Genomic DNA, 22,546 nt, shown 5'->3' with positions numbered 1-22,546 from the left:
AAACACCCTTTTTACCTTGTATACCAAGCTCTCCACTTAAACTTCTCGCTACTGAATAATCTTGACAAGGAAAGCCTCCTACAATCATATCGGCTCTTGTTTTTGCCATTTCTTCATCACTTATTAAAGCGATATCTTCATTGATATGTACTCCAGTTGAAAAATTACTATTATAACAATCAAAGGCATGTTGTATTTTTTTAGAAGGTTCCCATTGATTTGCCCAAGTAACATTAAACATTTTTTCATTTGTATTTTCCAAACCTAATCTAAATCCACCCACTCCTGCAAAAAGCTCAGCTACTTTAATTTCATTCATGAGAGCACCTCCTTTAGTAGTATTAATTAAATTATAACATAAAAAGCGAACGATTGTTCGCTTTAAATGCAAAATAAACAATATTATTTTAACATAACTTTCTACAATAAATCTTCAACTTGTTTTTTTATATATGTGTTATTTATCCAAAAACACTGTTTTGTCATCCATTGACTTGAATATTTTATCTTATCTTCAGGTCTATTTATCCATTTAGCTGGAGAAGGTAGATAATCTGCACATTGTCCATTTTCTCTGTAATCTGATTTTGATTGGTGAGGTCGAACATGACAAATCATATCATCTGAATTGTTAATAAAGTTATTTTCTATTCTATAAAGAGATCCATCTTTTTTATATCTAGCAGTAAGAGTAACACCCTTTTTTAATTTTTCTACAGTATCTTCCCACACTTTTTTAATAGGTCCTTCAATATCTTCTTCAGGTATAGTTACAAATTTAATTCCTTTAAATACATCATTTTCACTTTCGCTTTTTACTACAAAGAATAAAAACTTCGTTTCTAGTAAAAAATTATGCCAAGTCGCTTGAGGATTTCCATTAGTATCTTCCCATTTTTCTTTGACTAAATCACTAAATTTAAAAGTAGGGAATGACATACTTTCTTTATTTATATTATTTTCATTAAATTGAACTGTCTTTACGACAATAGAAGCTTTTTCAAATTCTTCTACTCTTGGGAATTTTTCATTTTTTTTAACTTTTCCTTTTAAGTTAAGAATTGCTGAAGCTATTCTGTAATTAAGGTTTTTACTTTTTCTTTCAATGTTAAAGTATTCACATAATGCATCAATTGTCCAATCATAATAAGGTTTGAATGTTGCATAAACAATATCTTCAATATTCTTATGTTTAATTTCAAATTTATCCTTAATTATAGAATCAATTTTTTCTTCTCCTAAAATATACCTTCTTAATATAGAAGTCATATATCCAGATTTTAATGAAAAAGCTCTTTGTTTCGCAAGAATATCAGAATAAGGTTGCTTACGAACTGACTTAGAATTAGCTCCCTTTGTACACGGAGCTAAGTAATCAGTAAGACCTTCACTTAATTCATGTGCTCTACCTTGAGTTATATAATCATGTATAATATTCCAATCTTTTTTTATAATTTCATAATCTACTGGATTTTTTTTCATCTCATATAGAACTGCTTCTTCTATTTTCCAATCATCTCTAGCAACATCTTTAACATATTCATAAAAAGCTAGTTCTATTTTCCCATTTTTATAAAGGAATGAACTATCTTCAAATGATTCTTTAGCTACCTTTTCATAATTTATAATATTTAAAACCAATCTTTCTTTTGCACTATAATTACCATTTTTTAATTTTTTAAAAGGAGTTGCTTTTAACTCTACGCCAGCTTCTTCCATATCCGGACGACTTTCACTATCTTTTGTTTTTCCAAACCAAGCTTCAAAGGCATCACCTACCGAACTCTTATAGCCTAACACTGGAGCATCATTATTTAATTCTCTAATTGTTTTTCCTACTGCTTCCTTTGCTCTATTGTGAACTTGTTCTTTAGTTTTATACTCAAACACCCAATCACCACACTTAACTTCATTACAAGTTAATAAAAAATATAATACAAGACTATTATACTATAGTCTTGTATTATATTTTTCATCTAATTATCTAATACTTACTTTTAAATCTCCTATAAGCGCATTTATCTTTTTAGTTCTACCATTAGAAACCACTAGAAATAATTTTTCTAATTCTTCTTCATTTAATTGTGAATTTAGTTCTAAATGATTTTTAGCTCTTGAAGATGCAACATAAAAAAGTCTTTTATTTTCTTCTTTATTAAAAGTAGAGTAATCTAAATCTATTATAATTATTACATCTGCTTCTAACCCTTTATATTTTCTTGCTGTAGTGAACAAAATGTTTTTATCATCAAAATTATTTGAAATTTTTAAGTTCCCGATTTTATTAGTGTTTTTAAGAATAGATGTTTCTAATGTTTTTACTGTGAGAATTACAATTTGATTTTTTTTGACATCATTTTTTAAATACATTTTTATTCTATTCTCTAACCATAATAAAGTTTCTTCTTTAGTTTTACTATTATGATATATGGGTTTATCACCCAAAATTTCTAATTTCATTTTAAAATCATCTATACCAAGAGGTTTAAAACTTGTTTTAGCAATATTCTTAGTATTTCTACAGTTTTTATTTAAAACTAACCTACATTCCATATCATTTAACCATTTAAGATTATCTCGTCTTTGTACTAATTGATTTTTATCATAAAAAACATAGAATACACCATCAACCAATATTGAATAATCTTTAAGTAATAATACAGTTTCATCAAGAAAATCTTGACCTTCATCTATTATAATATGTTTATAATCCCATATTTTATAATCTTCTATATTACGTAAGAATTGAATAATATCATCATTGTTTGCTTTTTTATTTAAAGCTTTAGATACAATGCTATTTAAATTCGAAAAATAGACATTAGATAATTCATTTTTATATTTCTGTTGCAGAGACTGAATTAATAAACTATTAAAACAAAGAAATAATACTTTTTCGCCATTCACTGATAATCGTCGAGCTTTTTCCACCGCAAGCATAGTTTTCCCTGTACCTGCTCCCCCTTGAATAACAGCAGTAGTCTGTTCCTCTAGATAGTCTAATAAATATGCTTGTTCATTAGTCATCATATTAAAATAATAATTATTTTGATTTATTAAGTTATTCATACTCTGAAACAATGAGAATTCAGGAGCTATTGCATTTATTGTTTGTTTTATTACTTTGCTATTTTGTTCTTTTTTTATATGATGATTAGACTTATAAGCATTAAGTAAAGATTTCTCAATATTATTTAAATGATCTTCAAAGTAAGTGTTAACATCTTTTATATATGATAAAGGTAAATCTCCAATTAAATTAGATTTATTCACTCCTGTAAACCATACAAGTGAACTTACATAATATTTATCTTTGCTATCTAAATTTAAATTATTTAATATTTCAATAATAGTATATTTAGACTTGTCTGCTTGCATCATTGGTTGTATAGCATTTTCTCTTAATGTATTTCTATTAATTTGATAAATTATACCATTTCTTCCTGAAATTCCGCCATGCTTTACTTCTATTGATAAAAAACCATATTTTTTATGAAAAACTAAAAAGTCTGCTTCTCCAGTTAAAATTGAATTACTTTTTTCTTTTTTCCAGTTCAATGAATGAAAAACTATATATTCATCAGATAATTTTTGAAATTCTTCATATAGTCTTCTTTCTCCGTAACTACCGTTAAAATTATTTTTATCAATACTTTCATTTGGAATAAAAATAACCACTTGCTCCCCCCCCTTTTTAATCTATATAAATATCCCAATCACTATATTTGTTTAAAAATTCATATTCTAATTGAGAACCTTCTAATTGTTCATTTTGATTATATAAAACTATAATTTTTTCACTATACCATAAATATTTCACTTTTAATTTGTCGTTTTCCATCACAATTGTTGATTCATAAAAGTCCGGTAACTTTATATTCCCAGAAATATATTTCTCAATATTTTCATCAACAGATTTTAATGTATCTAAACTATCAAATACATCTTTTTCACCATAATCGATGATTTTAATGCTATTTGTGTTAGTTTTCATATTATCAAATGAATCATTACTATTTGTAAGCCAGTTAAAATATTTTGAAATAGCAACCTTGGAATTCAATCTAAAAACTAAATCTCTATCTAGATAGCAATTTTGAAAAGAACAAGCTGTACTTGGTAAATATGTACAATTATGACAAGCACTACCATTAGAGTTATATAAACCTTGTCCCGTATTTAACCCTATTTCTGTACAAACTGGATCAGAACTACACCATTCCATATTTCGTATAGATTTTTCCAAACAATTTTCAAAAAATTCTTCTTTAGCTAACCTACATAAACCACCAAATGTCCCTTTTTTGTCTGTATCTGTAACATAAATTAATATTCCAAATTTATCATCATTATAATTAGAGTAAATTTTTTCTTTCAGAGAAGGAGAAGCATAGCCTGAAACTTTACTGAATTCTTTAATTAAGCCATGTGATAAAATGTGTAACATTACTCCTATAGGTGAATTGAATTTTTCTATAATATTTACTTTATCACTATTATTTTTATAATTTTCAAAATGCTTACCTATACTTTCTAAAGCTTCCCATTTTCTTAAGCTTTGATTATTTAGTTCAATAAATATTCCTTCTCCATATAATTTCTTTACTGGCAACCAATTAATCTCATCGTCTGAAAACATTTTCTTACTTGTGTTTACTTCATACTGTTTGATAATATCTTCTTCTTTAAATCCTCTCAATCTACTAAAACCAGTTTGTATAACTAATTCTTCTAGCTTTCTTATTGAGTAAACTGATTTTATTATTGAATTACCTTCGCCTCTTATTGTCGTGTTCGTTACTAATTTTTTATTTTCTTCATCTATCACCCCAGTTAACCTATCAAATTCTTGAGATAATATTTCTTCATAATTACTTATCGGCTCATTTTCATAATCTGTAATAGAAAGAGCAGAGACTAAATCCGGATTATATATATCGAGAGCATTCCTTAATATTGCAGTAGGATGACCATCACAATTTTCATCCTTTTCATTATCTACAGCCCATGTTCTTTTTCCGCTACAATATTTTAATCCTGACTCTCTTTGAAATGCTGATAAGTCTGAATTTTGAATACGTCCTGTAATACCTTTCAAAGATTTTTTAGCACCACAAGAACATTTCAATTGACCATTCAATATAGATTGACCACTTTTTTCAATCTTAATTTTATGTTTAGATGTATAAAATTCATCACTATTATAATTTGAATCTTTATGTACATATCTTTCAATTGGAAAATCATAAATATGACCATGTTCACATACTATTACTATAGGAAATTGAATAAACTCCTGACTTTCACCACAAACCTCACATATTTTCCTTTTTTTATAACTCCCCGATTGAAAATTTGAAAAATACTTACATTTTTTGCAATAGTGTAATTGAGGAAATCTATAAATGGGAAGTTCCATTTTTATGTTATTTTCTTCTTTATTAAAGTTGTTTTTTTTATAAATTGGAACCTCTCTAAAATAATCAACATTTAAAATTTGTTGTAAACGCAAATCATTAATTTTTAAATTATCTATATTTATGTTAATACCGTTTTTATACCACTCATCTGCAGATGAAATTAAATATGAAATTCCTTCAGTGTCTATATAAATACTACCGGGTCCATTTTCTCCGACAAGTTTTCCTCTATTTATATTTTGTTCAGCTCCCACTAAATTCTCCCCCTAATCTATTAGAAAAAATTTTTATAGTTATGTTTTCTTTTATTTTTTACTTTTAATCGGCTTGTAGCATCTACATTTCTCATTGAAGTTATAATAGTACTTTGATCTTCTTGAACAACTGTATCTTCATTTAATTGCACCATATAACCACTTTGATTAAATTTGCTTTCCCAACTTTCATAATCTATACCTGTTAAATTATCTAAAACTTTTTCATACACCGTCTGAAGTGTTTCTTTTTCAGTAGTATCTACTAACTTCATTTTTTTGACTATTCTTTTTTCAACAAAATCTTCGATTTTGTTTAAATTATCATTAATAAATTCTGCATTTGGTGCTATTCCTAGTTTTTTGTAATCAAAAATTTGTCTTAAAAATCCTATTAAAACTGCAGGTAAACCTCTTTCTATGGAGAAGTAAGAAAACGGAGTGATACTTGTTTCTTCTACATTTGCATATAATTGTTGATGATATTCATTAAAGTGTTCATAATGAGATTTATCAGTGCTATTTCCTTTATTGTATAGTACTATAACTAGACCTGGGTTTTCGTCAACTTTCCTACCAATACGTCCACTTACTTGAATATATTGTGAAGTAGTTTTAGGTTGACCAACGATCGTCATTAATGACAGACGATCGATATCAACTCCAACTTCAATAATATTTGATGCTAAAGCTAAATCTATTGCTTCATTTTTAGTTATAGTATAATCAGTTTTCAGCTCTTGTAGAGCTCCTGCTATTTCATTATTATTCATTCTTGAAGTTAATTCTTTAACTTTTTCTCTGTTTATATATCGTCTTGAATCTAAAGGTATATTTGATTTATCATAATTATAATTTATAGTATATGGAATATCTTGATCCACTAATGAATTAGCTTTTCCTATATCTTTTATAGTGTTATAAAAAGAAAGAATAGTCCAAAAACTATTTTTTGATTCTATAGGTAAATTATTTACTGTCATTAACAACTTGCTAAATGTCTGCACCTGAGTTTGTAATTTACCTTGTGTAATTGGGTATATACCAATATATTTTCTACCTGGAAAATAAGTTCCATCTTCATTTAAAATTACATTTGAAAAAAAGTTATCATCCATAGAAATACCTGAAGGAGGAAAAATAAAACTTTTTTCTCTACCAAATAATGCTTTAATTTGAGTATTAAATGCCTTGATAGTTGCTGTTGCTCCAAGGATTTTAGGCTTACTCTCACTTCTATAATCATATGTTAATTCTTCTATTAGTGTTTCATACATACCTGTCAAAGAACCTAGCGGCCCAGAAATTAAATGTAATTCATCTTGTATTATCAAATTTGGTGGAGATACAATCCTTTCTCCTTTTTTATTAATTCCAAATAAACTTCTTGCTTTAGGTTTCCATGTTAGTTGAACAAATTTATCAATTGTACCTATTAAAAATGTAGGAGGATTTTCATATATATCTTCGTCGATAAAATAAATTGGTAACTTATTTTCAAACTCGCACTTTTCATCAGGACAACTACATTTGAGAGTTGATTCAATGGAGATGCCTTGATAAATGGTATTCTTCTCTAATTTGATTGGTTTAATTTCTGCGCCACACCACGGACAACTTGTAACTATAAACTTTTTCTTTTTTTTATTTTTAATTATTTCATTAAATTGCTTTTTAGCTTGTTCAAAGTTATTAGGAGTAGTGTCTCCTCCTACCCATAAACCAATACTATATTCTTTCTCTCCTAACATATCTACTTTCCGACGTCTTATGTATTCTAGACTAATTATCAATCTAGCTGCTCTTTGAAATTGATCAACTGTTAGAAGCCTTAAAGTATAGCGCATAAATGTATCTACACCTACATCATTTTTATCTTTAACTCTTCGATATAAAGCAGAAAAAGCTGATACAGCTAAATATGCTTCTGTTTTTCCTCCTCCAGTTGGAAACCAAATTAAATCTACTATTTCTCGATCACTTGAATTTTTATTTGTAATTGCTTCAATAGATTGTAAAAGAAATGCTATTTGAAATGCTCTCCATTTACAATTAGTAAATGCTTTGTTTTTATTTTCAATCTCTTTCTCTACAGTTACAGATAACTTTTCAAAACTATCTAAATTTAATCTATCAAAACCGTTTAAATTCATATCATCACTAAATTTGCTTTTACCGGTAATTTCTCGAACCTTTTTGCCATTATTCATTTGCATTAGCATAGCTAAATTACATAATTTAAAACAATCAAAAATTAATTCATCTTTTAAAAGTGCTAAACCTTTTTTCATTCGTTTCAATGCTCGTTTTAATTCTAAAATATTTTTTTCTTTTATTTTTTTATAACTTACTTTAACATTTTCTTTTTCTTTTTCTTTTATCCATTTATCGTAACCATTAATCAGGGGTCTAAATATTTGATGTAAATCTTCATATGACTTTGAAGCTATAATATCAGCGTGTTTAATCTCTATAGTTTTACCTTCAACTTTTATATCTGGAGTCATTGATTTAATTTCATATTCTGGTATAAATGTAGTAGATATTTCTTTTAAGTGATTTATTTGATTTTTATCCCAAGTTACTGAGCAATCGTGTCCAAATGCAAAATTTTTTTCATTTGAATATAGCATTTCAAATTTTAAATCTTCTTCTGTAACTTTTGCTTGCATATCTGATGGCTTTGGATATGGTGAAAAATAACTATCAATTATATGCGATTTTAATTCACATTGAAATAGTATACCTTCCTCTACTTGCGTAGTTGTAGATATATTTTCAACAGTTATTGTTACTATTTTTACATCATTATTTATGTTTCTAACATTTGAATAAACATTAATCTTATAATTACTCTCTATCTTATTTTTATCATTTAATAATTCTCTTTTTAATATTCTATATCCTTCTTCTTCTTTTAAATTTAAGTTTATTTTTTGATTCAAACTTTTTCTAAGCCACCAAGACGATCCATACTTAAAAGATGACTGTAAATTTTTATTAAAATCTTTATATTCATTATATACACCACACTGAAATTCAATTTCTAAATTTTCAGCTTCTATAGGTACTGCAAATGTAAGTCCCATAGTTGTTTGTCGGTTATTTGCATAATTTTCTGAAACAAAACTTACATTTTCATCGTTATCTTCTTCTGTGTCGCCAACATTTAAATCTATTTCTTCTTCTAAAGTATCCTCTATTGTTTCTTTAATTGAAGGATAAAGTAAGCCAGTTGCATACTTTTTACTAGGCTGGCCATCAATAAAGATTTCTTCTAATCTACCATTATTTTTATATGCAAAATTTTTTCCTTTTATATCTTTTTCTAACGTATGTTCATCGATAATATCTATCATGTTTTTAGAGAAATCTAAAGGACCTATCATCTCTTCTTTTAAAGATTGTATAATTAACTCTCTACTTTCAATATTTTTTCTTAAAATGTCTTCCATTATTAATCACCTTCTACATCATATAATTTATTTATATAGTTCAAATCATATTTTCTTTTTTCCCTATTAACATCTCTTAATACTTCAATATAAAACTCACCTATTCCGTTTTCTAAAAATATTAATTCATTACAATGTTTTAATTTTTCTAGTATTACTTCAACATCGTTATCATTAATAATCTCTTCTATAGTGTTTAGAAATATTTTTCCTGCTTTAATATGAGAGGAGTTTATACTACTAGAAGCTAACATAATTTTGTTGATTTTTTTCTCTTCATATTTTAAATATTTCAATAGTTCTTTTAATGTAGTAGGTCTTATACTATCATCTGATATCCAATAATTATATTTATTATTGTTAACATTTATCCCATTTCTTTTTAAATCCTCGAAAAAAAGACGTTTACTAATAAAGTTTTTACAAGTTTTCTTTAAATCCTTTTTAAATTCTTTAAGTAAATACTTATAAAATTCGTATTTATTATTACCTAAAATTTCAGCTGCTTTCTTTTTAATAAATTTTGTTTCAGTATTACCTTTTATTAAAATATAATCGTCTGAAGCTAGTTGTTTTACTTTTCTTTTTTCTAGTTTTAATTTTATTTTATCATTATCATTTGAATATTGAGTTAAAATATGAAGATCATTGTTTTCAGGAACTATATAGTACTTATTGTTTTTAAAAATTAAAGGATAACCTATTACACTATTTTCTTTTGGTTTTATGGAGGTTTTTTTATAAATTTCTCTATTTATTTTAATATTTTTATTCATATACTCTACTTTTTTTATTTCTGATTCTTTAATTGATGTTAAATACTTATTTGGATTTATATTATAGATAAACTTAGTATTTTTTAGTATTTCACTATTCTTATTAAGATTTTTTTTAAAGATTTTATTACTAAATTTTTTATGTTGAAAAAAGTCAAAAAATATATAATATATTTTTTTACCTAGAAAAAGATTATCAAATTGTTTATATAAATAAGGATTGCCTATGAAGATAAGTAAATCATAAATTTTACGGCTCTTAAGTAATTGATTAGGAGTTAAAAAATCAATATCTTCAAAATTATCAAAAAATTCTTTTTGGTCTAAAATACTTATTATAACTAATTTTTCATTTTGTTTTTTATCTAGAAGTTTTTCTACTTCTTTTCTACTCTCACTTAATTCCAAATTATTTTTAAATTCATTTATCAACCTAACTATATTTTTCCAATCTTCTTCTATTTCTTCATTTTCTATAGAAAGATCATTTATAAAATTATTAAGAAATTCAAATTCTTCGTCTGTAATACTGTTATATATTTCTTTATATGTAGCTAAGCTAAATATAAATTTGAAAACTACAGATTTCATTATATTTAATCCTTCTTCAAGAAATGTTAAATCATTATCTTTAATATATTTACTTATATGTAAATAGGAATTATATAACAACTTAATTTCTTCATTACTAATACTACTTTGTATAACCTCAGAATGACCATAATTATAATTATTTAAAAAATTTAAGTTACTAGAATGCATATACTTCAACACCTCTAGGAATAGTTATATTATGCGTTTGAAAATATTTGTTTATTTTTTCATTATTAAAATTATAATTTTTTAATGTTGTTTCTAATATTTTATTTTTTACAATATCTTGATTTACTACATTGCTTTTCATTCTGTTAGATAAAAATATATTTTTATTTGATTTAAATTCAGACATATTCATTATATTATTATCATCAATAAATATAGTTGGTATTTCAAAATTTGTATTAGTCTCACTATTATTAGACTTTATTACATTACAATTACTATAACTGTTTTTAAAATCACTTAAATAAATCACATCTTTAATATCAAATTTACCCTTATCATTTTTAAATTCATAATCTAAATTAAATTGATTAAAAAAATCTTTATAACCTCTTGATACTATATTTAATATATAATTGCTAGTTTTAATTAGGTACTCATTTATATCTTCCCCATAATTATCACAAAAATAATTACCTATATGTTCATAATATTTTATTATACTTCCAGCCGTATTTTTATATCTATTAGATAATTTTAGCTTTTCTTTCCAAATCTTTTTAGGAAGAATAGTATCATAATACGAATTACGACCATCTTTGATCCTAAGTTTTAGTTTAGTATATGTATCTTTGTTTTCATTTTCATCTTTAAGATTATCTATTATTTCTAGTACCTCTGCTTTCACCCATTCTTCTTTGCCATTTTTAGATTTATTTTTTAGATATGAAATTTCTGAACCAATATTCACAAATCTATGTATATCAAGAGCATTAAGATTTATATTGTCTATACACGAATCAATAATTCCATGGGCAATAAAAATACTTGGAAGAAAAGAATCTATATAAGATATATATATATTTTGCTCTTCCATATTATTAGCATATATACCAATATGATAAAAGAATTCCATCCATTCTTCAAAAGGTCGCCAATTCCTACTATGCCTTGGTTTATAGTAAAAGTTCATGCATAATTACACCTCTTTTGTTCCGAACTACTAATTTTTATTTTATCATATTTATATTATACATATATTAGGAATTGTATTATTATTTAAATTCATTTATATCGTTTTGATTATTAATAAATTACATACAAATAATTTTCTTATATTTAATAATCAAGAGCAAAAAAGTATATTTTCTCAAAAAGTGATATTATTAGTCGAATTATTGCTATTGCAACATCTATGATATTCAAATTTTATATTATATAATAAAAATGTCTTAGGAGAAGTCCTAAGACGCTGAGGAAAAGTTTCTCAGAAAAAAATTTTCTGGGATGTTGAGGATTTATGATTAGAGAAGTGTTTGTCGACAATTTATATCTTCTCTAATCAGGGCACGCCTTAGCGGAAAATAGGGTGTGTCCTGTTTTTAGGTTTAGTTTTGATGAGATTGAAGTGTCTAAGAAGATTGAAGAATAACCACTTGTTCTTCAATGTCTTAGGCACTTTAATTATTATAATCCTAAATGTTTAATAAATGTTACGAGTTCATCTTTCATTTTAGGATCTTTTAACGCATATTCTATTGTCGTTTTAACGAAGCCTAATTTTTCTCCAACATCATAACGATCACCATCAAAGTCATATGCATACACTGGAACAGCACTATTCATACGTTCAATCGCGTCGGTTAATTGAATCTCATTACCGGCGCCTTCTTTTTGTGTTTTTAAATAATCGAAAATTTCTGGCGTTAAAATATAACGTCCCATAATCGCTAAATTAGAAGGTGCTGTACCTTGTTTAGGTTTTTCAACAAATTGTCTCACCTCATAGCGACGACCCTGTTTCTCTAATGGATCAATTATGCCATAACGGTGAGTCACATTTTCAGGCACTTCTTGCACTCCAATAACAGAATGTCCTGTTTCTTCATATATATTCATTAATTGTTTAATCGCTGGCTCTTCAGATTCCACGATATCATCGCCTAATAATACTGCAAACGGTTCGTTACCAATAAATTGACGTGCAGTATAAATGGCATGTCCTAATCCTTTTTGTTCTTTTTGGCGTACATAGAAGATATTCGCTAAATCTGTAGAATAATGTACTTTTTCTAGTAAATCTGTTTTACCTTTTTCTTCAAGGACCATTTCTAGCTCTTTTTGATTATCGAAGTGATCTTCAATCGCACGTTTATGTTTACCAGTCACAATAATAATATCTTCAATGCCTGCACGTGCCGCTTCTTCAACAATATATTGAATCGTTGGCTTATCTAAAATAGGAAGCATTTCCTTAGGCATGGCTTTTGTCGCTGGTAAAAAACGTGTTCCTAAACCAGCCGCAGGTATGATGGCTTTCTTTATCTGTTTCAAACTCGAATATCTCCTTTGCACATTCTGTCTTTTATATTATAAGTAAGTTTATCATTCTTTTATTGTCATTCATAGCGATTGACTGTATTCTTTCATGATATAAAAAATAAGAAGCAAGATTGAAATTCAATGATTTCTCTCTCACTTCTTTGATAAGTTATACAAATAAACTAATGAATAAGATAAAGATGATGCCCGATACTGAAATGATGGTTTCAAGTAATGACCAAGTTAAGAATGTTTCTTTCACAGTCAATCCGAAATATTCTTTGAACATCCAGAATCCCGCATCGTTAACGTGTGATAAGATAACGCTCCCTGCACCAATGGCAAGTACGACAAGTGCCACATTGGCATCTGAATGTTGTAATAATGGTAAGACGATACCTGTTGTTGAAATTGCTGCGACTGTTGCTGAACCTAGTGCGATACGTAATACTGCAGCGACAATCCATGCTAATAAGATAGGTGACAGGGTTGAGCCTTCGAATAACTTAGCAATCGTATCCCCTACACCGCCATCAATGAGAACTTGTTTAAATGTACCGCCACCACCAATAATTAAAATCATCATCCCAATTGGGTAAATAGCATTCGTTACAGATTTCATAATGTCATCCATTTTTCTTCCTCTATGTAAGCCCATTGAAAAAATAGCAAAGATGACTGAAATTAACATCGCTGTACCTGCTGTACCGATAAAGTAAATGATTTGTTCAAATAGATTTTTAGCAGTTTCATGTCCAGTCACTAATTGAACAACCGTTGATAATAACATTAAAATAACAGGTAATACAGCAGTGAGAATACTTAAACCAAAACTTGGCATTTCAGATGCTTTAAATTCTTTTTGTGAACCAAGTGCTGAAATATCTCCTTCACGTGTATAAGCTGATGGGATGAGTTTTTGTGCAAATTTATTAAAGATCGGACCTGCAATGAGTGTCACTGGAATGGCAATAATAATCCCATATAGTAACACATGTCCAATATTCGCTTTTAATTCTTTTGCTATAACTACTGGACCAGGATGTGGTGGTAAAAAACCATGTGTCACAGATAATGCTGTTACCATAGGTAATCCTAGTTTCAGTGGTGACACTTTCGCACGTTTAGCAATTGTAAAAACAAGTGGAATGAGTAATACTAATCCTACTTCAAAGAATAATGCAATACCAACGATGAAGGCTGCAATTAACATTGCCCATTGAACATGTTTTGGTCCAAATTTATCAATCAGTGTATCCGCAATACGGTTGGCACCTCCGCCATCTGCCAGCAATTTACCAAGTATCGCGCCTAATCCAAAAATCAGTGCAATATGACCTAGGGTGCCGCCCATACCTGCTTCTATCGTTTCCATTACTTTATTTAAAGGCATGCCTAATAAGATGGATGTTACAATAGATGTAATAATTAATGAAATAAATGTGTTTAGTTTTAAGAAAATAATCAATGTTAATAGTAATACGATTCCAATGACCACACTTGCTAGTGTCCATATTGTTCCCATTTGTCTTCTCCCCTTTAATGTTTCATTTATTTAAATACGTCGATTAATTCATATGTTTACGTTGAAAATCTGCAATTTCTTCATAGCGATCTTCAAGTGTACGGCTTAAATTTATGAATATCGTTACAAGTTGTTGATACATATTTACTGTATCTTGGTTGGGTTGATGTGCATAAGTCGTACCAACCATATTTTCGATAATTGAATAATCTTCAATATCTCCCAATGCTTTTAAACCAAGGACACACGCACCTAGACAAGAACTTTCATAACTTTCTGGTACGATGACATCCGTATCAAAAATATCTGCCATCATTTGACGCCATACTTCACTTTTCGCAAAGCCACCTGTTGCTTTAATCGTATTTGGTGTTTCATTCATTACTTCGATAAGTGCTAAATAGACGGTATAAAGGTTATACAACACCCCTTCAAGTGCAGCGCGTATCATGTGTTCTTTTTGATGTGACAATGTTAAGCCGAAGAATGAGCCACGCGCATTCGCATTCCATAATGGTGCACGCTCTCCTGCAAGATACGGATGGAAAATTAAGCCATCTGCACCTGGCTTAACACGACTCGCTATTTTAGTAAGCACATCATAAGGATCCACTCCCAAGCGTTTTGCTGTTTCAACTTCACTGGCGAGTAATTCATCTCTTAACCATCGAAGAATGACACCCCCGTTGTTGACCGGTCCACCAATCACATAATGGTCTTCATCTAAGACATAACAGAAAATGCGACCTTTATAATCTGTACGCGGCTTATCAATGACTGTACGAATCGCACCTGATGTCCCAATTGTGACTGCAACTTCCCCTTTTTTATAACTATTGACGCCTAAATTTGATAACACGCCATCACTTGCGCCAACTACAACCGGCGTATTTTCATCGATGCCCATCAATGTGGCATAACGTTTTTTCATCCCTTTTAAAATATGGGTCGTTGGTACAAGTTGAGGCAATTGAGAGGCTGAAATACCGAGTAATTCAAGTGCTTCTTGATCCCAGTCTAATTGCTGTAAGTTAAACATACCTGTTGCTGAAGCCATAGAGTGATCAATCACGTATTCTCCATAAAGTTGATAGAAAATATATGTTTTAATATCCGCAAACATTGCAGTATTTTGATAAATATCTGGTTGTTCATGTTTCATCCAAAAGATTTTAGAGAGTGGTGACATAGGATGAATGGGTGTACCTGTGCGTTTATAAATGTCATGTCCCCCATATTGTTCATTTATCAAGTCAGCATATTGATTCGCACGATTATCCGCCCAAATCATGCTTTCAGTTAAACGCTCGTGTTGGCTATCTAATGCAATTAAGCTATGCATTTGCGCACTAAAAGAAATGAGTTTAATATCTTCTTTATGTACCCCAGATTCGCGAATCACATGTTTGACTGTCATTAATACGGCATCGAATAATTCGTCAGGATTTTCTTCTGAAACATCAACATTTGGCGTATGTAATGGATAGCCAATATTATGCTTTGTAATAAATTGACCTTGTTCATCATAAAGTACTGACTTCGTACTTGTTGTTCCAATATCTACTCCAATCATGTATTTCATATGTATTCCTTCTTCCTTCTATTTATTGTAACCAAAAGCTTTCAATATCTTTACCTACATCATCAAAGTTTAAATGAAACGCTTCTCTTAACGTATCCGTATCATAACGTTCTACCGCTTCTATAAATATCGAATGATTACGGTGTATTCTGTCAAAATCTTCTTTATTTGTTCTCATTCGCTCTCTCATTGAACATAATACAAGTACTTCTACAATGGGTTTCAAATGATTCCAAAATGTTTGAAGATAATGATGTTGAGAGGCATGAATCAATGCTTCATGAAATTGAAGATCATGTTGCGTAAAGGATTCAGCATCTTCAAATTGAACAGCGACTTTCATCATTTCTAAATGTTTTTTCATTTCTTTAATCACTTTTTTTCTATCAATATACTTTAATTTTGAAAATGCAAAGGATTCAAGCATTAATCTCAAATCATATAATTCTTTCTTTTCTTGTTCACCAAATTCAAGAACCCTTGCACCCATACGTTCGAGGTGAATGAGTTGATTCGTTTGCAGCAATTTAAATGCATCTCTAACTGGAGAGCGACTGACATCGAATTGTTTAGCCACTTGATTTTCAGTTAGTAATGTATCGGGTTCAAGCGTACTATTAACAATCTGAAACCTAAGTTCCGCAGCGATACTTTCCCCTGTAGTCATTCTGTTTTTCCATTGTTTCGGATAATGTTGTTCCATCTTTTCACCTCAATACGTTAACTTGTATACAAGTATAGTAATACACCATTTCAAATTTTGCAAACGCTTACTTTTTTGTAATTTAAAACACCTAGCTCATTATAAGCCAGGTGTTTATTACGATTCGTTTTGGTATACTTCGATACAATAATGTGTTTGATGGCAGTTAGGACATGTTAATTGTCTTGTTTTAGGTGTATGTTTCGCTTTTACGAAAGCACCTAATGTAGGTTTAAATGTATGGTGACAATTCGGACACAGATATAACACCTTTTTTAAATATATTGCTGTCAGCACAATGGCATATGTGATTAAGATGGGGAATATAACAATCAATGGCTTAATTGAACGTCTTAATAGACTTAATAGCAAACCACTATATTGTATGATCCCTAAGATGCCAACACTTATCCAAATCTTTTTTCTAAAGTATGTTATTTTATATTCTTGTTTCATAGCATCATCAATATCAGTAAGATGGTTTATAGGCGCACTTGACTGTTCAGAAATGTATGTTTCGACCTTTTCAATTTGATTTAATGTATGACTGTACATCTCTACTTTTGAATGTAACGCATCTTTTCTCAATGAAAGTAATGTTTTAAACGTGTTCATATTTGTATCTTCATCAAGTAATGTCTTTATTTCATCTAACGTACATCCTAATTGTTTTAATACTAAAATCAGTTCAAGCTGCTTTACATGTTCGTCAGTATAATATCTGCGATTAGAGTCAGTTTGTCGATGAGCTATAAGTAATCCTCTTCGATCGTAATATTGTAATGTTCGAATCGTGACTTTACTCTGTTTTGCCAATTCTCCAATCGTATAGTGTGACATATCATTCACCTCCTACTGTTAACATAGCTAATGACGCTACGTCATAAGCAAGTATGATTTTAACATTTGCTTATGAAGTCTGCCGGTGGTCTTATTCTTCTTGAATCCACTGTTTAATGTGGTCAATAATACCTATCGTGCCATTAGGCAGATTATCCAAGACAGCAGGAAAGTCGATATGTCCGATACCAGAATATACGACCTCATTTACTTCACCGCCATATTTTTTATACATTTTCATTGTTTCTTGTGAATCCGTGTAAGGAATGATTTCGTCATCTTCTCCTGAGATAAATAAAAGTTTAGGAAATTGTTCTATTTCTTCTATATCCGGAAGGTAATCTGCGTTTGTAGAATAAATGATATCTGTAATAATCGTTTTAATGGGTGCAATATATGAAAATAAATTACGAATGCTATTATTTTTGTTATGAAAAGATTTTTTCAAAATATATTGCGGTAAATTTTTACAAGCAATCATCTCATCTTTAAAATGATCTCTTTTACTATTTGAAGTAAATAAACGTGACAACATGCTTTGATTTGGTGTAATACGTGCAGCACTATTTAAATAAACCAGATGTGAAATAGGTAACGTATTAAATTTTAATAAGCGTGTGCCAATCATACCTCCCATAGAATAACCTATGATAATTAAATTTTTAATACCGTATGTTTCGATAACTTGTGAAAGCACATCATTGATACGCTCGGAATAATCATCTAACGTATGTTGTTCTCTTACAATGTTAGAGCTTTCGCCTCTACTTGGACAGTTAACAAAAATAAGGTTGTTCTCTCTAAAATAAGGCTCAAACAACAACATAATGCGATATGTCATCATTGCTCCATGTATAAATACGATGGTTTTATCTGCATTCATATTTCCGGCAAATGCGACTTCAATGTGTTCACCCTTAAATTGTTTTAATTCATATCGTTGTGACTTAAAATTCTGTTCAATCATTTTAAAACTCCAAAAAATATATATTACTATTATTTTATTTTATCATAAAAATATATCATTTTATTTTATATAAAAAAGCGAAACAATAGCTATACGTTTCTATCGTTTCGCTATATGACTAAATTATTTATCTTTATCTTGAATCTCTGAGTGAATGGTTTGCATTTTTGCTTCGACATCTGAGATTTCTACTGCACATTCTTTAAGTTTGTCTTTATAGTCCTCTGTATTGGTATTATTTTTATAACGAATTTTATGTTCTAAACTTGCCCACATATCCATACCAATAGTTCGAATTTGAATTTCTACTGGTGTAGCTTCTACTCTATCAGCTAGAAAGACTGGAATCGACACGACTATATGAAGACTGCGATAACCATTTTCTTTTGGGTGTTGTATATAATCTTTACGCTTAAGTAATTTAACGTCCTCTTGTTTTAATAATAACTTCTCAATCACATAAATATCTTCAAGGTAGTTACATACTACACGAATACCGGCGATATCTAAAATATTGGTTTTCGCTGTTTCTGCATCTACAGTTAAACCTTTACGTTGCAATTTTTTAACTAAACTCGTCATTTCTTTGACGCGACGTTCCATATGATGAATTGGATTATGTTTGTAAATATGATTAAAATTGTCATCTAAAATATCTAACTTCGTACTAATCTCTTTTAATGCAGAAGAATATAGATGATCGAGTTCTACGAAACCCACTAGCCTATCGAATGCTTCATCTCCATTCTTAAACTTATCAATATTTTCTTTGAATTCACTGCGTAGCTCTTCAATGTACAATGATGATTTTCTCTCTACGTACATATTTGTTGCCTCCTTTAATCATCACTGTATATTATATCTAACTCTTAAGTGAACTAAAAATGATAACCTAGACTTGACGCTACTCATTTAGTCTGAGTCATTTAGTCATAAAAAAATCCGAATAGCAGGTTTCATTGCTACTCGGACTCTATTACATTATTCATCTTTTTGATGTTCAATCACGTGTGTACCACGATTATTAGCAATTTCTTTGGCACGTTGTTTTGCTTCTTTTTTAGTACTAAACGTATCAGACGCTTGTTTTGCATCTTCTGTTTTAACTTTCCATTCATGATTCTCATAATATACATGAACATCTTCATCATTCAGTTCAGGTTGTGCTGATGGATCTTTTTGATGTTGAGTAATATGTTTATGTTTTAATTCTTCTAATTCTTCTTTACTGGCATCTTTGTACCATTCTTCTGCTTGTTTTGTTGCAATAGGAATAGCGTCTCCCTCTTTGTAGCCATCTTTTAACATCGCATTTGCAATATCAATGGCTTTTTTACGCTCTAATTCATCTAAATGTTTCCAAGTTTGTGGATAATCATTCATTGTCCAAGGCATGATGTCACGCTCCTCTATAGTGTTTAGTAAGCTTTACCACCCTACGCTATAATGAAACGTCATACATTGATATTAAGCGTCCACCGTTTTCTGATGATTTGTATGATCAACGTCTTTACGTGTTGCTACACAATTATCTTGTAACTTCATTAAGGCAGATTTTAAATAATTATACTGTGGTAAATCCGTCAATTCTTTTTCATTAAGACTACCGCGTAATTCAAAATGTTTTGCTACATTTTCAAATGTGACAAGATATTCTCCCATTTGTTTTTCTGAAATGCGTTGACGTTGTTTGTCTTGCATTGCACGCATTAACATAAAGCTAATTTCTTCTAAGGCAAAAATACTTGGATAATAATAACGAATGGCCTCTTTACTTGAGAATAATTCACCATTGGCTGAATTGTACACTTGTGTCATGTTATTCATTTTTACAGATAATGATAAACTTTCTGTTCTATCACGTGCTGTATCTTGGTATTTATTTTCTGAAAATAAATATTGGAAAATAACCGCTTCTTTACGTACCACTTCTGCAATCACAGTAGGTAACATGGTTGACGCATTTTTTCGATTAATGATTAAAACACCAATGACCGCAATCACAATCCCGATCAATACGTCAACAATTCGTGTATACGCAATATCAATGGATAAATTACCAGAGGCTAAACCATTTAACAGGATGACTTGTGTTGTAATAAAAATAACTGCAAAAGCATAATTTGCTGCGACAAATCCTTCTGTCATCATAGCAGACAGTCCCATTAAAATGACTGCGACAATTAAATGAGGTTGGAAAAAGAGTATGGCTGATAGAAGTAAAGTTCCTACAATTGTTCCAAGACCCCGTGCTAATGAACGGTCTAACATACGAATCGTCGTTAATCCTAATAATACTGTATGGGCGGATAATGGAATCCAATATGAGCGTTGGATATTGAAAAATAACGAGACAAAAATAGCTGCGCCCATAATAACAGCATACGTTAATGCATTACGGAAAATAATGGAATCGAGTGTTAAGTTTTGAACGATACGTTTACTATATAACGGCTTACGAATACTCGCTTCAGATTCTATTTGTTCCGGTCGTAATTGCGCAATTTCATCTATTTTAAGTATGTGTTGCATCAAACTTTCAAATGGTTCATCCACATCGACTTTTTTCGTCCATTTTTCTCGTTTTGAAGATAATTTATAGGCATTTCTTGTAATCATATCCATCATCTCAATCAGTTCTTGAGGGATAGGACGAATATTTTTTTCATTTAGTTCAAGTAACTCAGCATAAATTCCTTGGGCTGATGTATGAAGAAGCAATAACTTTTCAAAGCGAGAACTTAACTTTTCACTCATCGCAGTAGTCGATGTAATCAATAGTTTCTCTGAATTTTTAAACTTCGTTACTATGTCTTGTGAAATGTCTTTAAATTTTTCAGCATCATTAAAGTGATGCATTAAATTATTAATCGTCTGAAAGTCAGAGGTAATCGCTCGATCTTCAGCTTTTTGTTTTTGGAATACAATAGTTAAAATGACGACTAATGTCGCTAACATTCCTCCAATAAAAATCGCTAAGCCACGAATCGGTGCTTGTTCTGGAGCGTCAGGTAAGTTACTCGATAAGCAAAATGTAACTAAAAAGAATGTGGATGAAGGACCCGCAATTTTTAACACATTAAATACATAGAATGGAATGACAGTAACGATTAATAATAATACGCCGTACAGAACTGGCTGATTGACAGTTAATGTTCCAAGCATCATACAAATGGTAAAGGATAACGTACAAATAATGACTGTTCTTAACATGGATTGTGCTGAACCTTTAAATACATAAGTATGTGCCAAAGTTCCGGTTGCTACGAGTAGACCAAAACTAAAATGTCCTAGTAAATACCCTATCAATGTTGGGATAATCATTAATAATCCTTGGCGTATACCTTTCCATATATTAATTTTAGGCTTATCAAACCTTATTAATGAAGCAATCACATGTCTCACTACTATCTTTCCTTTCATTTTTCATACATCTTATCATAACATGAAAAACGCCTTGCCTAAGCACAAATATCACTTAGACAAGGCAAGTTTAGTTATTATTTTGTTTCTGCTACATCAATGACAGGTTCTTCAGCGACATATTTTCCTATATTTTCACTAAATGCTTTGAAATGATCTGAATGGTTATGTGCTTGAACCGCTTCTTGGTCTTTATAATTTTCAACAACAACGAATGTGTTATGTTCTGCTACATCTTCATAATGAGCATAAAATGTATTACCCGGTTCTTGACGTGAACTTTGAACTAACTTGTTCATTAAATCTAAATAGTCATTACGCACATCTTCTTTAATTTTAAGTTTCGCATTAATAATAATCATATAATCACCTTCCAAATATAATTATAACGTTTTACCCGTCTATTATAAAAAGAAAACGATAGTAAGAAGAAAGGCCGCATTGATTTTCAATTCAGTCATCGATAGTCAATATATTAAAAATGCCTGAGACAACTGATAATGTCCCAAGCTTTTAC

General features: G+C 29.5%; 17 protein-coding genes. All 17 read right to left on the bottom strand.

Translation table 11 applies throughout. The annotated features are described in order from the left end of the window. On the bottom strand, positions 1 to 319 hold a 319-nt coding region (locus HMPREF2930_RS10230), incomplete at its 3' end, for a DNA cytosine methyltransferase (protein WP_176745778.1). 101 nt (positions 320 to 420) lie between these two features. Further along, a complete protein-coding gene (locus HMPREF2930_RS10225; protein WP_017175018.1) occupies positions 421 to 1,890 on the bottom strand; it encodes a Sau3AI family type II restriction endonuclease in 1,470 nt (489 codons plus the stop codon). A gap of 90 nt (positions 1,891 to 1,980) precedes the next feature. Then, positions 1,981 to 3,678 (bottom strand): nuclease-related domain-containing DEAD/DEAH box helicase, encoded by a 1,698-nt coding sequence (locus tag HMPREF2930_RS10220; RefSeq protein ID WP_017175019.1) that lies wholly within the window; start codon positions 3,676 to 3,678, stop codon positions 1,981 to 1,983. A gap of 16 nt (positions 3,679 to 3,694) precedes the next feature. Next, the gene (locus tag HMPREF2930_RS10215) at positions 3,695 to 5,674 is read right to left on the bottom strand and encodes a Zn-binding domain-containing protein (protein ID WP_070597398.1); all 1,980 of its coding nucleotides are present in this window, start codon (positions 5,672 to 5,674) and stop codon (positions 3,695 to 3,697) included. A 20-nt stretch (positions 5,675 to 5,694) separates the two neighbouring features. Then, entirely contained in the window at positions 5,695 to 9,129 is a 3,435-nt protein-coding gene (locus HMPREF2930_RS10210) for a helicase-related protein (protein ID WP_017175021.1), read from the bottom strand. A 2-nt stretch (positions 9,130 to 9,131) separates the two neighbouring features. Then, on the bottom strand, positions 9,132 to 10,667 hold the full coding sequence (locus HMPREF2930_RS10205) for a hypothetical protein (protein WP_017175022.1): 1,536 nt from the start codon (positions 10,665 to 10,667) through the stop codon (positions 9,132 to 9,134). Next, positions 10,657 to 11,640: a hypothetical protein gene (locus HMPREF2930_RS10200; RefSeq protein WP_017175023.1), complete on the bottom strand. Its 984-nt coding sequence runs from the start codon at positions 11,638 to 11,640 to the stop codon at positions 10,657 to 10,659. Before HMPREF2930_RS10200 ends, HMPREF2930_RS10205 begins: the two co-directional genes overlap by 11 nt. A gap of 494 nt (positions 11,641 to 12,134) precedes the next feature. After that, positions 12,135 to 13,001, bottom strand: a complete 867-nt coding sequence (gene galU / locus HMPREF2930_RS10195; protein ID WP_017175024.1) for a UTP--glucose-1-phosphate uridylyltransferase GalU — start codon at positions 12,999 to 13,001, stop codon at positions 12,135 to 12,137. A 157-nt stretch (positions 13,002 to 13,158) separates the two neighbouring features. Further along, positions 13,159 to 14,514 (bottom strand): gluconate:H+ symporter, encoded by a 1,356-nt coding sequence (locus HMPREF2930_RS10190; protein ID WP_017175025.1) that lies wholly within the window; start codon positions 14,512 to 14,514, stop codon positions 13,159 to 13,161. A 43-nt stretch (positions 14,515 to 14,557) separates the two neighbouring features. After that, on the bottom strand, positions 14,558 to 16,096 hold the full coding sequence (gene gntK, locus HMPREF2930_RS10185) for a gluconokinase (RefSeq protein WP_017175026.1): 1,539 nt from the start codon (positions 16,094 to 16,096) through the stop codon (positions 14,558 to 14,560). A gap of 22 nt (positions 16,097 to 16,118) precedes the next feature. Further along, entirely contained in the window at positions 16,119 to 16,799 is a 681-nt protein-coding gene (locus HMPREF2930_RS10180; protein ID WP_017175027.1) for a GntR family transcriptional regulator, read from the bottom strand. Between the two features lie 117 nt (positions 16,800 to 16,916). Next, positions 16,917 to 17,639, bottom strand: a complete 723-nt coding sequence (locus HMPREF2930_RS10175; protein ID WP_017175028.1) for a MerR family transcriptional regulator — start codon at positions 17,637 to 17,639, stop codon at positions 16,917 to 16,919. A 91-nt stretch (positions 17,640 to 17,730) separates the two neighbouring features. Then, positions 17,731 to 18,606, bottom strand: coding sequence for an alpha/beta fold hydrolase (locus HMPREF2930_RS10170; RefSeq protein ID WP_017175029.1), 876 nt, complete (start codon positions 18,604 to 18,606; stop codon positions 17,731 to 17,733). 123 nt (positions 18,607 to 18,729) lie between these two features. Then, positions 18,730 to 19,431, bottom strand: a complete 702-nt coding sequence (locus HMPREF2930_RS10165; protein WP_017175030.1) for a GTP pyrophosphokinase — start codon at positions 19,429 to 19,431, stop codon at positions 18,730 to 18,732. Positions 19,432 to 19,587: 156 nt separating this feature from the next. Beyond that, positions 19,588 to 20,001, bottom strand: a complete 414-nt coding sequence (locus tag HMPREF2930_RS10160; RefSeq protein ID WP_017175031.1) for a DUF2188 domain-containing protein — start codon at positions 19,999 to 20,001, stop codon at positions 19,588 to 19,590. Between the two features lie 72 nt (positions 20,002 to 20,073). Then, complete coding sequence (locus HMPREF2930_RS10155; RefSeq protein WP_029376764.1) at positions 20,074 to 22,011, bottom strand: FUSC family protein; 1,938 nt, start codon at positions 22,009 to 22,011, stop codon at positions 20,074 to 20,076. Positions 22,012 to 22,106: 95 nt separating this feature from the next. After that, positions 22,107 to 22,391, bottom strand: a complete 285-nt coding sequence (locus HMPREF2930_RS10150; RefSeq protein WP_002448351.1) for a putative quinol monooxygenase — start codon at positions 22,389 to 22,391, stop codon at positions 22,107 to 22,109. Positions 22,392 to 22,546 lie beyond the last annotated feature (155 nt).

Origin of the sequence: Staphylococcus sp. HMSC068C09 (assembly GCF_001813735.1) — a bacterium.
Classification (GTDB): Bacteria; Bacillota; Bacilli; order Staphylococcales; family Staphylococcaceae; genus Staphylococcus; species Staphylococcus hominis.
This window is presented reverse-complemented; position numbering and strand designations above follow the sequence as displayed.

Bases quoted from the DNA above. Each gene is read 5' to 3' on its own strand.
- HMPREF2930_RS10210 (WP_017175021.1), bottom strand. From the start codon at position 9,129: ATGGAAGACATTTTAAGAAAAAATATTGAAAGTAGAGAGTTAATTATA.
- HMPREF2930_RS10205 (WP_017175022.1), bottom strand. From the start codon at position 10,667: ATGCATTCTAGTAACTTAAATTTTTTAAATAATTATAATTATGGTCAT.
- HMPREF2930_RS10200 (WP_017175023.1), bottom strand. From the start codon at position 11,640: ATGAACTTTTACTATAAACCAAGGCATAGTAGGAATTGGCGACCTTTT.
- HMPREF2930_RS10190 (WP_017175025.1), bottom strand. From the start codon at position 14,514: ATGGGAACAATATGGACACTAGCAAGTGTGGTCATTGGAATCGTATTA.
- gntK (WP_017175026.1), bottom strand. From the start codon at position 16,096: ATGAAATACATGATTGGAGTAGATATTGGAACAACAAGTACGAAGTCA.
- HMPREF2930_RS10180 (WP_017175027.1), bottom strand. From the start codon at position 16,799: ATGGAACAACATTATCCGAAACAATGGAAAAACAGAATGACTACAGGG.
- HMPREF2930_RS10175 (WP_017175028.1), bottom strand. From the start codon at position 17,639: ATGTCACACTATACGATTGGAGAATTGGCAAAACAGAGTAAAGTCACG.
- HMPREF2930_RS10170 (WP_017175029.1), bottom strand. From the start codon at position 18,606: ATGATTGAACAGAATTTTAAGTCACAACGATATGAATTAAAACAATTT.
- HMPREF2930_RS10165 (WP_017175030.1), bottom strand. From the start codon at position 19,431: ATGTACGTAGAGAGAAAATCATCATTGTACATTGAAGAGCTACGCAGT.
- HMPREF2930_RS10160 (WP_017175031.1), bottom strand. From the start codon at position 20,001: ATGCCTTGGACAATGAATGATTATCCACAAACTTGGAAACATTTAGAT.
- HMPREF2930_RS10150 (WP_002448351.1), bottom strand. From the start codon at position 22,391: ATGATTATTATTAATGCGAAACTTAAAATTAAAGAAGATGTGCGTAAT.